The sequence below is a fragment of the Sphingorhabdus profundilacus genome (assembly GCF_009769755.1).
Taxonomy (GTDB): Bacteria; Pseudomonadota; Alphaproteobacteria; order Sphingomonadales; family Sphingomonadaceae; genus Sphingorhabdus_B; species Sphingorhabdus_B profundilacus.
Window position 1 is genome coordinate 1,193,645 of the sequence record NZ_SDWJ01000001.1, and the last position, 15,629, is coordinate 1,209,273.

Consider the following 15,629-nt stretch of genomic DNA (forward strand, 5'->3'; position numbering starts at 1 on the left):
TTCACGTCCTAACCGCTGTGACTTGGTCACGAATCAGGCTGTCCCCCTCAACTTACTCCCATACCCAATCCGTTCGCATCGAGCGCATTCGAGATGCCATGCGTAAGCGCGCTACCGATAGGTGTCTCGACTTCGCTCGGCACGAACGGGAGGGTTTAACAGGTTTTGGCGTCCCTATGCCGCCGCTTTATACAGCGTCGCCCCCGTGTCGGCCATTTCGCGGAAGCTTTTGGGCGGGGCGAAGCGGTTGCCGAAACGCTGGGCAAGGCTGTCGGCGGTTCGCACGAAGTTTTCTAACCCAACGGTGTCGATATAGCTCATCGGACCGCCAGTATAAGGCGCAAAGCCCCAGCCGAAAATCGCACCCAGATCCGCGCTTTGCGGATCGCGCACGACGTCCTCTTCAAAGCATTGGGCCGTAGCGATCAACTGAATGTAGAGAAGCCGTTGTTTGACCTCTTCAACGCTCGGCTGGTTTTCCGCCAGCGGATAATGATCGGCCATACCCTTCCAAAGGCTCAGGCGCTCGCCCTTTTCATCATAGTCATAAAAGCCCGAACCGAAGCGACGGCCTTTACGGCCCAGCTTCACTACCATCAGTTCCATGAAATCTTCGGTCCCGCTTGGCTGGTAAGCATCGCCCAATTCCTTCTTGGTCGATTGCATCACGTCATAGCCCAGCTGCAACGTGGTCTCGTCGAGCAACGCCAGCGGACCGATGGGCATGCCCAGCAACTTAGCCGCATTTTCGATCAGGGCAGGCTTCACGCCCTCGGTCACCAGCTTCATCGCCTCGCCCATATAGGGCGGGAAGACGCGGTTGGTGAAGAAACCGCGTACGTCCTTGACGACGATCGGGGTCTTCTTGATCTTTGCATTATAGTCAAATGCTGCTGCCAAAGCGCGGTCGCCCGACAGTTCGCCCGGAATGATTTCCAGCAACGGCATCTTTTCGACCGGCGAAAAGAAATGCAGTCCGATGAACAGTTCCGGACGGACCGAATTTTTCGCAAGGCCGGTGATGGGCAAGGTTGACGTGTTGGAGGCGAATACGACGTCGGGGCGAATGACCGCCTCTGCCTTTTTGATGACGTCCGCTTTTACGTCGGGGCGTTCGAACACGGCCTCGATAATCAGGTCGACATCTTTCAGATCGTCATAATTATCCGTCGGCGTGATGCGAGCCATAAATGCCTCGCCCGCTTCCTTCGACATTTTGCCACGGCCCACGGCCTTGTCGATAATCTTGCGGCTGTAATCGACCGCCTTGTTGGCGTCTTCAAGGCTGCGGTCGAGAACGACGACATCCATGCCGCCTTTGACCGTCACATGGGTGATGCCCGATCCCATCAGGCCGCCGCCCAATACGCCGACTTTCTTGATTTCGACAGGCGGCACATCCTTGGGGCGACCAGCGCCCTTTTCCGCAGCCTGTTTGTTGATGAACAGCGTGCGGATCATATTCTTCGCCTGGCTGCCCGAAAGCAGCTTGGTGAAATATTTCGATTCCACGCGAAGCGCCGTGTCGAACGGCAGGATAGAGCCTTCATACAGGCAGGACAAGATCGCCTTGACGGCATCGAAATTGCCCTTGCTTTCCTTGTGCGCCATGGCGTTCAGGCCGACGAAAAGCTGAACCGAGCGTGGGTCCATTGCGCCTGCACCGCCGGGGAATTTGAAATCTTTCTTATCCCAAGGTGCAGTGACCTTTGGATTGGCCCTTACCCAAGCCTTGGCATTGGCGATCAGGTCGGCAGCCGGAACTACCTCATGGACCAGACCCTGCGCCTTTGACGTTGCGGGATCGAGCGACTTGCCCTGAATGATCATCATGGCTGCATTTTGAAGGCCAATCAGGCGAGGTGTACGCTGGGTGCCGCCGCCGCCAGGCAACAGGCCAACCATCACTTCGGGCATGCCGAGCTGGATTTTCGGATTGTCGGCAACAACGCGATAATGGCACGCGAGCGCGAGTTCCAAGCCACCGCCCAGTGCAAGACCGTTGAGCGCGCAGGCGACCGGCTTTGCCGAGGCCTGACCGCTGGTCAATGCCTTGGCGGTCTGTCCACCGGCTTCCATTTTACGCAGCAAGGCGTTCAAGGCAAACGCCTGATCAAAGGCTTCTTTCGTGCTATTCGCCTTTGCCCCGCCAAGCATGGTGAGGTCTGCGCCCGCGAGGAATCCGGTAGCTTTGCCGGATGTGATGACGGCACCCTTGACCGCGTCGTTGGTTGTGAAATCTTCGACCCACGCGCCGAATTCGGCAATCAGGTCGCCATTCCAGACATTCATGGTCGCGCCGGGAAGGTCGATGGTGACAAGCGCGATGCCGTCGCTGTCGATGTCGACGGAAAAAGTTTTGTAAGTCATGTTCTAAATCCCGATCAATTCACGCGTTCGATGATAGTCGCAGTGCCCATGCCGGCGCCGATGCACAGGGTGGTGAGTGCGGTCGATTTTCCGGACCGTTCCAGTTCGTCCAGTACGGTGCCCAAGATCATCGCGCCGGTTGCACCTAGTGGATGCCCCATCGCAATCGCGCCGCCATTCACGTTGATATCGCCATGGTCGATGTTCAGCGCTTCCATGAAACGCAGGACGACGGCAGCAAATGCTTCGTTCAATTCCCACACATCAATGTCGCCCTTGTCCATTCCGGCGCGCGACAAAGCCTTTTGCGCGGCGAATTCGGGGCCGGTCAGCATGATCGAGGGTTCCGATCCGATGGAGGCCATTGAAACAATGCGTGCGCGCGGTTTCAAGCCAATCCGTTCGCCTGCTTGCCTGTTACCAATCAACACCGCAGCCGCGCCGTCGACAATGCCTGAACTGTTTCCGGCATGATGGACATGGTTGATCTTCTCCACCTCTGGATAGCGCATCATGGCAATATCGTCGAAGCCGGGCATCATTGTTCCCATCATCTGGAATGCGGGTGCCAAAGCGCCAAGCGATTGCATATCCGTTTCGGGACGCATCAGCTCATCATGATCAAGGATCACCTCGCCAATCACATCGCGGATCGGCAGGATGGATTTGGCGAAACGCTTTTCACCCCATGCTGTTGCCGCGCGTTTTTGGCTCTCGACTGAATAGGCATCAACATCATCGCGGCTATATCCATAGATCGTCGCGATCAGGTCGGCGGATATACCCTGCGGAATGAAATAATTGGCGATGGCGGAACGAGGGTCGATAGGCCATGCGCCACCGTCCGATCCCATGGGCACGCGGCTCATCGATTCAATACCGCCGCCAATGGCGAGATCGCATTCGCCCGATTTGACCTTGGCCGCCGCGATATTCGACGCCTCAAGCCCTGAACCGCAGAACCGGTTTACCTGAATACCTGAAGTGGTGTGCGCGTAGCCCGCCTGAAGCGCGGCTGTGCGGGTGATAACCGCACCCTGTTCGCCGACCGGCGAGACGCAACCAAAGGCGATATCTTCCACTGCATCGGGCGCCAGACCGTTACGGTCGCGCACGCTAGCCAGCACTTGGGCGGCCAGATCAAGCGGCGTTATCTCGTGCAATGCGCCGTCTGAGCGGCCTTTACCGCGCGGGCTTCGTACCGTGTCATAGATATAGGCTTCGGTCATAATCAGTCCTTGTTTGCGACCACGGCACCCGCCGCGATCAATTGGGTTATTTCAGGGTCAGTCATTCCTGCTTCGCCGAGAATCGACGCATAGTTACCGCCTTTTGTTGCAATTTCGAAATGGGTAGCCAGCGGCTGCGTTGCAAGGCGCGGCGCGATTTGCGGGTGCAGCCAGCGGCCATCCTGCAGGACTGCCTGCCGTTCCGCATTGGCGGGGTGTGCTGCGGCTTCGACATAGTCCAGCACCGGCGTGACGCAGGCATCGGTCCCGGCAAAAATCGCCTCCCACTCATCACGGGTTTTGGTCGCGAACACATCTTCCAGCATTTCGTGCTGCTTGGCCCGGGCGGCCATGTCATGCTGATGCCCGAACGCTTCCCGATCAATGGGCAGACGCTCCATCATCGCGGCGAAGAATTGCGATTCTATACAGCCTACCGCCATATATTTGCCGTCCGCCGTCATGTAACAACGATAGAAAGGCGCAGCGCCGTCGAGCATATTGGCCTCGCGCTTGGTCTGCCATTGCCCGAGACCCGCCATGCCGTGGACAAAGCTCATCAGGCTGTGTGTGCCGTCGATGATCGCGGCGTCTACGATATTGCCCTTGCCGGTCCGCCCTCGCTCAACCAGTGCCGCCAATATGCCGGTCAGCAAGAACATCGAACCGCCGCCAAAGTCGCCGACCATGTTGAGCGGCGGGAAGGGCGGTTGTCCGTCCTTGCCAATGGCGTTCAGGACGCCGGTCATGCTGATATAGTTGATGTCGTGCCCGGCCATATGGCTCCACGGACCGCTTTGGCCCCAGCCGGTCATGCGCCCATAAATGAGGCCGGGATTGACCGCGTGGCACGCTTCTGGCCCGACACCCATGCGCTCGGTCACGCCGGGACGCAGTCCTTCGATCAGCACATCGGCCTTCGCCACAAGCTTAAGCAAGGCATCCACCGCTTCGGCTTTTTTGAGGTCGAGAACGATCGACCGCTTGCCGCGACCATCAACCGCCTTGGGCATGCCGCCGCCCGGCCGGTCGATCACAACCACATCCGCGCCCATATCTGCCAGCAATTGTCCGGCATAGGGACCGGGACCAATACCGGCCAGTTCAATGACCATGATACCAGCTAGCGGGCCGGTCTTGGCAGAGGAATCAGTCATGGCATCCTTCCGTTACGGAACAGGCGGCACAGATATTTAACCGCACGATTAACCGCGGTTCCTTACCCCGTCCTTCAGGTTGACGCAAGCGTCAACTAGCGGTTTTGCCGCCCCTCGATCAGCGCATCCACCACGCTGGGATCCGCTAGGGTCGACGTATCGCCCAGCGCGGCAAAGTCATTTTCCGCAATCTTGCGTAATATCCGCCGCATAATCTTACCCGACCGCGTCTTTGGCAGGGCGGTGGTGAAATGGATATGGTCGGGCGATGCAATTGGGCCGATTTCGATACGGACCTGCTGCCGCAATTCGGCGTGCAGTTCGTCCGACGGCTCCTCGCCCATGTTGAGCGTGACATAGCAGTAAATGCCCTGCCCCTTGATATCATGCGGGAAACCAACAACCGCCGCCTCGGCTACCTTGTCGTGCAGGACGAGTGCGCTTTCGACTTCGGCGGTTCCCATGCGATGGCCGGAGACATTGATAACATCGTCCACCCGGCCCGTGATCCACCAATAGCCGTCCTCATCGCGGCGACAGCCGTCGCCTGTGAAATATTTGCCCTTATAGGTCGAAAAATAGGTCTGCACAAAACGGTCATGATCGCCATATACCGTGCGCGCCTGCCCGGGCCAGCTATGCGTGATGCACAAATTGCCGCTTGTCGCGCCGCCAACCTGCTCATCTGCCAGCACGGCACCTTCGGCATCGACCAGTTGCGGGCGGATGCCGAAAAAGGGCCGGCCTGCGCTACCCGGTTTCATGCCATGCGCGCCGGGCAGCGTTGTGATCATCACCCCGCCGGTTTCGGTCTGCCACCAGGTATCGACGATGGGCAGTTTCCCTTCACCCACCGTCGCATGATACCAGCGCCATGCTTCGGGGTTGATCGGCTCACCCACCGTACCCAAAAGCCGGAGCGATTGCCGCGACCGTGCCTTCACAGGCCCGTCGCCGTCGCGCATCAAGGCCCGCAAGGCTGTGGGCGCGGTGTAGAAAATGTTAACCTGATGCCGATCAATAATGTCCCAGAAGCGTCCGCTGTCGGGATAACTCGGTATCCCTTCGAAAATCAGGCTGGTCCCGCCATTTTGCAGAGGACCATACACCACATAACTATGCCCCGTGACCCAACCGATATCCGCCGAGCAGAAAAAGACTTCGCCGGGTCGATAATCGAACACATAATGGAACGTCGCCGCAGTCCATACCGAATAGCCGCCTACCGTATGCAGCACGCCCTTGGGCTTTCCGGTCGAACCCGACGTATAAAGAATGAACAACGGGTCTTCAGAATTCATGGGCTCGCAGGGGCACTCGCCCGACACCTGCATGTCGTGGAACCAATGGTCGCGTCCCTCGTGCATCGCAACGGCTTCGCCCGTGTGCTGCACGACCAGCACCGCATCGACCCCGCCAACCTTTTCCAGCGCAGCGTCGATATTCGCCTTCAACGGCACCGACTTGCCACCCCGGACGGCGCTATCGGCGCAGATAACAAAGCGGCTGGCGCAATCTTCGATCCGTCCGGCGATGGCTTCGGGCGAGAAACCGCCAAAGACAACGCTGTGCACCGCGCCAATCCGCGCGCAGGCCAGCATCGCGACCGCACCCTCGGCACACATGGGCATATAGATTGTAACCCGGTCGCCCTTGGCAACACCCAACTGTTTGAGCGCATTGGCCATACGGATGACTTCGCCCTGCAATTGGGCATAGCTGACATGGCGGGCATCCTTTGCGGGATCATCCGGTTCAAAGATAAAGGCAACCGCATCGCCGCGTCCGGCAGCAACATGGCGGTCCACCGCATTGTGGCACAGATTCAGGACGCCATCTTCATACCATTTGATCGACACGGGATCATAACACCAGTTCGCGATTTTCGTGGGCGGCGTGAACCAGTCGATACGATCGGCCTGCTTTGCCCAAAAGGCGTCGGGATCGGTGATGCTTTCGGCATAGAGCCGGTCATAATCCGCGGCGGAGCAATATGTGTGATTGGTCGCGCTTTCGGGAACGGGAAACCAGTCCTGATGCTCACTCACTTGCTCTCTCCTGCGCTGGGTGTGAAACACCATAGCGCATAGGTGCAGTCGGCAAGCATATTCAAGACTAAAGAACAGCGCTGCTAATATTCAACCCAAAACTGGTAATTACTAGCTCTGCCTGCATTCTCAGGCATATTCGATAGATTGCACAAAAGTTCGACTTTGTTCGCTTATTCCCTTTGCCGAAACCAGTAGCATAGCGGAAACACGCGCCAATTCACCCGCGCTTGAATTCACCTGACTGGCACGCGCACCGATATCTTTTGCCCGAGCGCTGATTTCTGAAGTTGCATCGGCGGCCTGCTCGACAAATCCCGCGATCACCAGACTGGTCGCACTTTGTTCGTCGACGGCCGTTTCGATTTGCTCGGAAATCGTGCTGATCTGTTCCATGGCATCTACAATTTCCCGATGTCCCACCAGAACATCATCCACAGTCCGGCCAATTTTGCCCACTTTCTTGGAAACTTCCTCTGCCGAAACTTTCGTTTGATTTGCCAATTGCTTGATTTCGCTCGCCACCGCGACAAAACCATGATTATCAGCATCTTGCCGAACTGCCTCGATTTGTGCGTTTAGCGCCAGAAAATTGGTCTGTTTCCCGACTTTGTGGATGACGTCAATTATACCGCCAATTTCGACCCCGCCATCAGCCAATGCTTTCATTTGTGGGTCAGCAGAATCAATAACGCTTTTGGTTCGGGTGCGAACCATTTTCGCTTCACTCGCTGCAACCGCAAGCTGTTCAAGCGCGTAGGCCAGCTTATGCCCTCTTTCATTGACATCTTGAAGCCCCATTGAGGACTGGGCCGCGCCAGATGCGACGTCTTGTGCCGCATTGGTCATCTCCCGCGCCTGATTTCCTAAGGATTCGGACAGGCTATTCACTTGATTGGCCGTTTCGGAAATTTGACCTGACAACGCCAAAATATGTTGCGTAAAATCCTGCCCATATTTTGCGATTTTTTCCGCCCGTTTTATTCTGCCTTGGGCAAGAAGCTCCAATAAACGGTCACCGCTTAACGTTTCCCGAAATTGTCCTTGTGTGACTAAAACCAATCCCGGACTGTCCGAATAGCGGGAAAAAGCCCCCATCAACGCCGCGCTATCCTGACCATATTCGGCCACCGCGCAATCCCTTATCAGGCCGGTAATGTCACTCCCAAAACCTGGATTGGACATTAAGGCGTGCCCAAATGGATTAAACAACAAATCGCGAATATCAATTTCACGGATTACACCAACTGGGATTCCAGTATCATCGACAACGGCCAAAAGCCGCATTGCCCGATTAACCCGAAATTTTTCGAGCGTGTCACGAAGTGTGTCGGTAGGAAGAACGGAGAGGAACGAACAGTCGTCGCTTTTCTCAAATCGCGATATATGCTGCATTTGTTCGCCCTGAATGCGTGTTTTACACCTGCGAAGTACAGCGCCTATGGTTAATGACAGGTTATGATTTTCGGAAAGATTTTACAATTTCGCACATCGTCATGGATTAGATCCTCCAATTGCCACGCCCTATTCCCATATTGTCATTCCCGCGAAGGCGGGTATCCACCGAAGGACCTTGCAGCCCAAAATTCGCTTTTAGTTCACGCAGAGACTCAACAGATGCGAAGAAACCCCTTGGTGTCTTCGTGCCCGCTTTTTTTCGATAGGCCAGACCATGGATTCCCGCCTTCGCGGGAATGACAGTATTTTAGATAGTCATTTACAGGACCACAAAATGCCCAAATTACAGAATAAATCCGCCCTCGTCACAGGCGGCGCGCGCGGAATTGGCGCGGCCATCGCCCGCCGCTTTGCTCAGGAAGGCGCCCATGTCATAATCGGCGACATCGACGCCGAAGCTGGATCGGCACTGGCCGCAGAAATCGGTGGCCGCTTTTTCCCGCTGGACGTGGCATCCGAGGCAGATTGGCAGAATCTGGCCCGCGCAATTCCCGAAATCGACATTGTCGTCAATAATGCCGGGATCACAGGGTTCGAAGACAGCCCCGGCCCGCACGACCCCGAACACGCCAGTTTAGCCGAATGGCACCGTGTACATGCCGTGAACCTGGACGGCACCTTTTTGGGATGCCGCTATGCGATTGGCGCGATGCGGGCGAAGGGGGCTGGCGCGATCATCAATATGTCGTCCCGCTCCGGCCTTGTCGGCATACCGGGCGCGGCCGCCTATGCCTCGTCCAAGGCCGCCATTCGCAACCACAGCAAATCCGTCGCGCTTTACTGCGCGCAACAGGGGCTCAACATCCGCTGCAACTCGATCCATCCAGCGGCCATTTTAACGCCCATGTGGGAGGCATTGATCGGCGATGGTCCGGACCGCGAGGACCGCAAGGCGGCTATGGTCGCTGATACGCCGCTAAAGCGGTTTGGCACAGTCGAAGAAGTGGCCGCCATCGCCCTGATGCTCGCGTCGGATGACGCCACCTATATGACCGGCAGCGAGGTCCATCTGGATGGCGGACTATTGGCCGGATCAGCGGCGTCGCCGGGGGGATAGGCGGCAATTTGGTATGGTATCTGTAATGTAAAAATCCAAACAATGTAAAGAATAAATAGTGCTGCTACTTATTCTTTACATTTCAGATTTATTACTTCATCATCTTTGATATTTTGATAAAATAACAAATATAGATTTATAAATTTACTTGCCTTGAATGCAGAGGATGCTTAGCTGCCTTCACCTAAATGGGGAGGGCACATCTATGAAAAAAATGATTCTTATCGGCTTGCTTGCAACGGCAATGCCATTCAATGCCAACGCACAAACTGCACCAGCGCCCGCAAATACAACGATCAGCGTCAAGCCTTTAGTATCCGAACCTGGCCCCGATGCATCGACGCGTGTGGTCCGAGGCGGTGCCCAGGTGCGCGTGCAATTTCTTCACGAAATCACAACCGAAGACAAGGCATCCAAAGTCGGTGATCGCCCTCGCTTGGAAGTTGCCGAAAATGTTGTCGTTGACGGCGTTACGGTCATTCCTAAAGGCACACCTGTTGTCGGTGAATTGACGGCGGTTCGTAATAAAGGAATGTGGGGCAAATCCGGCAAGTTGGAAGGTCGGGTTTTGAACATGACCCTGAATGGCCGTACCGTGCGAATGTCGGGTGCGTTTGATGACAAGGGAGTCACGGGGACCGCAGGCGTAGTCGCTGCGGTCGCATTTGTTCCGGTTGTCGGTTTTTTTGTGACTGGCACCAGCGCACGCATCCCGGCCGGCGGACAGGTCAGCGCGTTTATCGATGAGGACATCGTCTTCACCGTAACGCCTGCCTCTGCCCCTGCCCCGATGGAAGTAGCAGCTCCTACCGCCGCAGATACCACGACTGCAGTTTCTCCAGCAAATAATTGATATTTATTAGAATTTTGTAATATGGGCAGCTTCTCAAAAGGGGGCTGCCCGTTTTAGTTGGAGCCTGCAAAGTAGTTTTTAAAATCGCAGTTACCCACTATCGTCAATCCACATCCTCAACCGCGACCGCCTCACCCGTCACACGCTGCGCCAATGCGGCGGCGATGAAGCTGTCGAGGTCGCCGTCCAGAACGTCTGATGGCGTCGGTGACGTGACTCCGGTGCGTAGATCTTTTACCATCTGATAGGGTTGCAGAACATAGGAACGGATCTGATGGCCCCAGCCGATTTCGGTTTTGGCCGCATATTCGCCCGAAGCAACCTCTTCCCGCTTGCGTAATTCGGCCTCATACAGGCGGGCCTTCAACATACCCATCGCGGTGGCGCGGTTCTTGTGCTGGCTTCGGTCGTTCTGGCTCGCGACCACAATGCCTGAAGGCTTGTGGGTTATACGGACTGCGGAATCGGTGGTGTTAACGTGCTGTCCACCTGCACCCGACGCGCGGTAGGTGTCGATTTTCAGGTCACCTTCGTTGATTTCGATATCGATATTGTCGTCGATGACGGGATAGACCCAGACGCTGGAAAAGCTGGTGTGCCGCTTGGCCGCACTGTCATAGGGCGAAATGCGGACGAGACGGTGCACGCCGCTTTCGGTCTTGGCATAGCCATAGGCGTTTTCGCCCTTCACCAGCATGGTGGCGGATTTGATGCCTGCCTGATCGCCCGCCTGATAATCCACCATTTCGACTCTGTATCCGCGCTGCTCCGCCCAGCGATAGTACATCCGCTGCAACATTTCGGCCCAATCCTGGCTTTCGGTACCACCTGCGCCTGCGTGGATTTCGATGAAGGTGTCGTTGCCGTCGGCCTCACCCGACAACAGGGCCGAAACCTTGTCGCGGTCAGCACGGTCCGCCAAAGCCTTGAGCGAAGCGGCACCTTCGTCGGCGAGGGCGGCGTCGCCCTCCATTTCTGCAAGCTCGATCAATTCGACAGTACCGCCTTTGTCGGCGTCGATTTCGCGCACAGTAGCGATGGCCGCATCCAGACGGCGGCGTTCGCGCATCACTTCTTCGGCCGCCTTGGGATTGTCCCACAGCGTCGGATCTTCGACCTTGGCGTTCAATTCGTCCAGGCGACGCAGCGCGCGATCCCAATCAAGCGACATCTTGACGAGATTAAGGGCAGCATCAATGCGGGCAACATAGCCTTCTGCGTCGGCGCGCATGGGGAAACTCCAAAGGGAATGAAATCAGGTTGGCGGCCTTTAGCCGATTAGCGGCCCAAGTCAAAGGGAGCTAATGCCGCGGCCTCTCGTTCAGTAATTTGACCAATTTCGTGATCGAACCGAATTGCGCGATTGTCTTGCCGAGCAATTCACGGTCGCGCTTGGGGCTGAGCGTTGCGCTTTCAAACATATTGCCGGTGTGCAAGGTGACAATCAGGTCACCGCCATGGAAAAGCGCGGCCAGTTTATCGCCCTCAAACTCCTGCTCCATTTCGATCAGCCGTTCGCAATAAGCAGGGTGGACAAGGTAACGGGCCTCGACCTGATCGGTGCCGTAAACGTCAAACGCATCTTCAAAACCCGGGTCGACCATTTTGATCCGTTCCAACATTTGGCCGCCGTAGCTTTTGCTATCGCCAAACAAAGTGATTTTGAAGCCGTCGCGGCGGACCAGCGTTGTGCCCAGAAACGGCCGCGTAAACTGGAACCGCAGCACGACGCCCTCGAATTTGGTCACGGTTCGCCGGTTCTTGCCCGAACCCTGCTCTTCGGTCAGCTTGGCTTCGTACAAGAGGAAATCCGTGCCGTCGATTGACCCATGCCATTGGTCTTGCAGATATTTATCATCAAAGGTTGGCAACAGACCATATGTGTGCGCCACTTCAAATTCTTGCCCTGAAAACGCCGAAACCGAATAGTCCACCTGCAAGCTGCGGGCGAGCGCGCCGTTCATTTCACGCTTCAGGGAATCAATCATCTTTTGCCGGATATTGCTGGCCCAGGCCAACGCCCCGCCGCCGACAACGCTGGCCGCGAAATAGCCGATCTCCTCCAAACCGAAGGTATAAAAAATGAAGCCAACCAATATCGCCGACACAATGCCGCCTGCGCCGGTCCAGATCATTTTCTCCTTGGCCTTGGCCCGATCCGCGATCAAGGAATCCAGCCGGTCCTGCAAGCCACCCGCCATAAGCGTGTCGACATCAGGCAATGCTATCATCTTTGCTTTCCCCTTCCCCCATGATAACCAATGCTATCGACCGTTACAGGGGGAGTAAAGCGATGGGTTTGGTCATCATTGGTATCGTTGTTTTTTTAGGCCTGATTGCGATCCTGATTTACAATAGGCTCGTCGGGTTGCGGCAAAATGTCCGGCAGGGTTGGGCCGATATCGATGCCCAGTTGCGCCAGCGGCATGACCTGATCCCCAATCTGGTAAACACAGTACAGGGCTATGCTACGCATGAAAAATCGACTCTGGATGCGGTAATTTCCGCGCGCAATTCAGCCCTGGGCGCATCCAACCCCGCCGCAGCGGCGGCCGCAGAAAATGGACTTTCCGGCGCGTTGAAAAGCCTATTTGCGCTGGCGGAAAACTATCCCGACCTGAAAGCCAACCAGAATTTCCAGACGTTGCAACATGAACTTGCCGATGTGGAAGACAAGCTGGCGGCGTCGCGCCGCGCCTATAATGCGGTCACGGCAGACTATAACGGCGCGCGGCAGGCATTTCCTGCAGTACTGTTCGCAGGCGCTTTCGGTTTTGGCGAAGAGAAATTCTGGGAATTGGGCGCAGAAGAACGTCCGACGATCAGCGCGGCGCCGGAGGTGAAGTTCTAGGCAAGGGGGCGCGCCCTGGCGAAATGTCCATATCCCTAATAAATCCCGCCTTCTTGCTGGATAAACTCCTGATCGCGTTTTGTGCCTGCGCTTGGGCCTTGGGGTGTTCCGCCGCTGTTGGAACCCGTGTCGGACGAAGCCGTTGTCTTTTTCTTTGGCTTGTCGCCGCGTGCTTCGATATCTTCGCGCCGGATCGAGCGTTTGGGTTCCGTTTCGGCCTTGAACGCCTCCCAGATTACGGCGCTTTTGGGGTCGTCGCCGGGCCATGATCCATAGACGCGCTTGCCACTCTTGCGGTCGATGCGGACCAACCTTGTGCCATAGGGCGCGACAAAAGGTGTTTTGGGCATGCCGGCCATCGCGGTGCGGGCAAATTGCTTGAACACCGGGGCGGCGAGTGATCCGCCCTGGGCATAGCCGCCCATATTGCGTGGCTGGTCAAAGCCCAGGTAAAGCCCCGCGACCAAATGGGGTGATCCGCCGATAAACCAGACATTGGTCGGTCCGGTCGTTGTTCCTGTTTTGCCGAAAAGCGGGCGGTCAAGATCACGCAGGATCGTCGCGGTTCCGCGCTGGATCACACCTTCCAGCATGTGGACGGTTTGATAGGCGGTGATAGGGTCCATCACCTGTTTACCGGTTGCGATAAAGCGTGGCATGGGCTTCCCATCCCAATCTTTCGCGCGGCAGCGTTGGCATGGCTTCCATTTGTCCGGAAAGATGACTTTCCCTTTCCGGTTTTGGACAAAGTCGATCAATGTAGGCTTCAATTCGCGGCCATGGTTGACCAGCATCGAATAGGCATTCACCATCTTTAACACCGTCGTATCCCCTGCCCCCAAAGCATAGGCCAGATAATCGGGATAATCGCCAATGCCCATGGCCCGGAATGTATCGGTGACATTGTCCATGCCCGAATCCGCGGCCGCACGCACGGTCATCAGGTTTCGCGACTGTTCCAGACCCCAACGCATCGTTTGCGGCCCTGCCCCGCTACCGCTAAAGTTCCGGAAACATTTCTGGCCTAGCGAGGCACCTTGCCACACACAATAGGGACCATCGACAATGATGGACGTGGGCGTCATGCCATTGTCGAGCGCAGTTGCATAAACAAAGGGCTTGATGGTCGAACCGGGCTGACGCTGCGCCTGTGTGGCGCGGTTGAAACTGGATATGCGGTTGTCAAACCCGCCCTGTATGGCAAGCACCCGGCCATTTAAGGGGTTTTGTACCACCATCCCGCCGCCGACTTCGGGGACGGTTCGTACCGAATAACTGCCACCGCCATTGGGAACGACCGCGATAACATCGCCTGCCTTCATCGCCGCGGGACCGCCGTTCAGAAGCCCAATGGTACCATCGGCAAAACCAACACGGTTTTTGCCCAACGCGACCCCTGCCCGCCAATTGGAATAATCGATACTGATGTTGGTGGATGCAAAGCGTGACGACCATTTGTCATCGGATACATCAATTGTACCCATATTGGCCTTCCACGCCTTGCCAGCATTGTACCGCAAAAGGCCGTCGCGCAACGCCTGCGTCGTCAGCTTTTGATATTCCGGATTCATCGATGTGCGAACCCACAGCCCGCCTGCATAGACGCTATAAGGCCCATCCTTATCAGTTTCGCCAAATTTCTCGATCAATTGGCGGCGCACCTCTTCGGTGAAATAGCCGCCGATATTCTTATACCCCGTCCCGCGCTGGACGATCAGGCCGAGCGGCTGGGCGCGTGCCTGCGTCAACTGTGCCCTAGTGATCCAGCCATTGGCGAACATTTCGCCCAATACCCAGTTGCGCCGACTGATTGCAGCATCCTTGTTTTTGGCCCGGCCATAGCGTTCAGGTGCCTTGGGAAGGATCGCCAGAAACGCCATTTCGTGCAGGACAAGCTGGTCCACACTTTTGCCAAAATAGGCTTGCGCCGCCGCCTCTACACCAAATGACTGACGCCCAAGCGCAATTTCATTGAGATAAAGCGACAAGATTTGCGGCTTGGTCAGCGCGCCTTCGATACGCTTGGCAAGGATCGCCTCTTTCACCTTGCGGGTATAGCTATATTCATTGGTCAGCAGCAGGTTTTTGGCCACTTGCTGGGTAATCGTCGAAGCCCCGCGTGATCGGCCGCTGCTAAATATATTGGCAAATACCGCCGATGCTATTCCGGGATAATCGATGCCGCCATGGCTGAAAAATGTCTTGTCTTCAGCCGCCAGATAGGCGCGGATCAGGAGGCGCGGGAAATCCGCATATTCCAATTGCACCCGGCGTTCGCGCGCATAGCTTTGAAATGGCTCACCATTCACATCGCGGACAACAGTGGGCAGTGGCGATTCATATTCGATAAGCGCGTCTGCATCGGGCAGATTTCGAGCAAAAACGACCCAAAACAGGGCCAGGAACAGGAACAGGGCGCCCACCGCATAGATGGCCCAACGAAAGCGTTTTCGTTGCCACCAAATTTGCCAACGGCCAACAAATCCATCAACATCACGTTTCAACTTATAGCTGATGCTCGCGGATTCTTCAGGTGGGGTCACTGCGCCTGTCATTATCGCGTCTCTCTAACCGATTTGCCGCCAAGGTCCAGATTGTTCCTGCCC

Annotated in this window: 11 protein-coding genes; 3 read left to right on the plus strand and 8 right to left on the minus strand. The window is 56.3% G+C overall.

What is annotated here, in order from left to right:
• Positions 1–174: 174 nt before the first annotated feature.
• From EUU23_RS05570 to EUU23_RS05590, 5 genes are all read right to left on the minus strand, one after another.
• The gene (locus EUU23_RS05570; protein WP_160353066.1) at positions 175–2,370 is read right to left on the minus strand and encodes a 3-hydroxyacyl-CoA dehydrogenase NAD-binding domain-containing protein; all 2,196 of its coding nucleotides are present in this window, start codon (positions 2,368–2,370) and stop codon (positions 175–177) included.
• Between the two features lie 14 nt (positions 2,371–2,384).
• Positions 2,385–3,599, minus strand: a complete 1,215-nt coding sequence (locus tag EUU23_RS05575) for an acetyl-CoA C-acetyltransferase (protein ID WP_160353067.1) — start codon at positions 3,597–3,599, stop codon at positions 2,385–2,387.
• A 2-nt stretch (positions 3,600–3,601) separates the two neighbouring features.
• Positions 3,602–4,756 carry a CaiB/BaiF CoA transferase family protein gene (locus tag EUU23_RS05580; protein ID WP_160353068.1) on the minus strand — a complete coding sequence of 385 codons (1,155 nt, stop codon included), beginning with the start codon at positions 4,754–4,756 and terminating at the stop codon, positions 3,602–3,604.
• A gap of 95 nt (positions 4,757–4,851) precedes the next feature.
• The gene (gene acs / locus EUU23_RS05585; protein ID WP_343032683.1) at positions 4,852–6,804 is read right to left on the minus strand and encodes an acetate--CoA ligase; all 1,953 of its coding nucleotides are present in this window, start codon (positions 6,802–6,804) and stop codon (positions 4,852–4,854) included.
• 129 nt (positions 6,805–6,933) lie between these two features.
• Positions 6,934–8,199 (minus strand): methyl-accepting chemotaxis protein, encoded by a 1,266-nt coding sequence (locus EUU23_RS05590; protein ID WP_160353070.1) that lies wholly within the window; start codon positions 8,197–8,199, stop codon positions 6,934–6,936.
• Between the two features lie 337 nt (positions 8,200–8,536).
• Between EUU23_RS05590 and EUU23_RS05595 the strand changes: the two genes are divergently transcribed.
• Together EUU23_RS05595 and EUU23_RS14130 are read left to right on the plus strand one after the other, a co-directional pair.
• On the plus strand, positions 8,537–9,319 hold the full coding sequence (locus tag EUU23_RS05595; protein ID WP_160353071.1) for an SDR family oxidoreductase: 783 nt from the start codon (positions 8,537–8,539) through the stop codon (positions 9,317–9,319).
• A gap of 205 nt (positions 9,320–9,524) precedes the next feature.
• Positions 9,525–10,172, plus strand: coding sequence for a hypothetical protein (locus EUU23_RS14130; protein WP_246156122.1), 648 nt, complete (start codon positions 9,525–9,527; stop codon positions 10,170–10,172).
• A gap of 103 nt (positions 10,173–10,275) precedes the next feature.
• Here EUU23_RS14130 and prfB read toward each other — a convergent pair whose 3' ends face one another.
• The gene (prfB, locus tag EUU23_RS05605) at positions 10,276–11,403 is read right to left on the minus strand and encodes a peptide chain release factor 2 (RefSeq protein WP_160353072.1); all 1,128 of its coding nucleotides are present in this window, start codon (positions 11,401–11,403) and stop codon (positions 10,276–10,278) included.
• A 70-nt stretch (positions 11,404–11,473) separates the two neighbouring features.
• Positions 11,474–12,403, minus strand: a complete 930-nt coding sequence (locus EUU23_RS05610; protein WP_160353073.1) for a DUF3137 domain-containing protein — start codon at positions 12,401–12,403, stop codon at positions 11,474–11,476.
• A gap of 62 nt (positions 12,404–12,465) precedes the next feature.
• On the opposite strand from EUU23_RS05610, the gene EUU23_RS05615 reads away from it, so the two are divergent.
• Complete coding sequence (locus EUU23_RS05615) at positions 12,466–13,023, plus strand: LemA family protein (RefSeq protein ID WP_160353074.1); 558 nt, start codon at positions 12,466–12,468, stop codon at positions 13,021–13,023.
• A gap of 35 nt (positions 13,024–13,058) precedes the next feature.
• Here EUU23_RS05615 and EUU23_RS05620 read toward each other — a convergent pair whose 3' ends face one another.
• Positions 13,059–15,578, minus strand: a complete 2,520-nt coding sequence (locus EUU23_RS05620; RefSeq protein ID WP_160353075.1) for a penicillin-binding protein 1A — start codon at positions 15,576–15,578, stop codon at positions 13,059–13,061.
• Between the last annotated feature and the right edge of the window lie 51 nt (positions 15,579–15,629).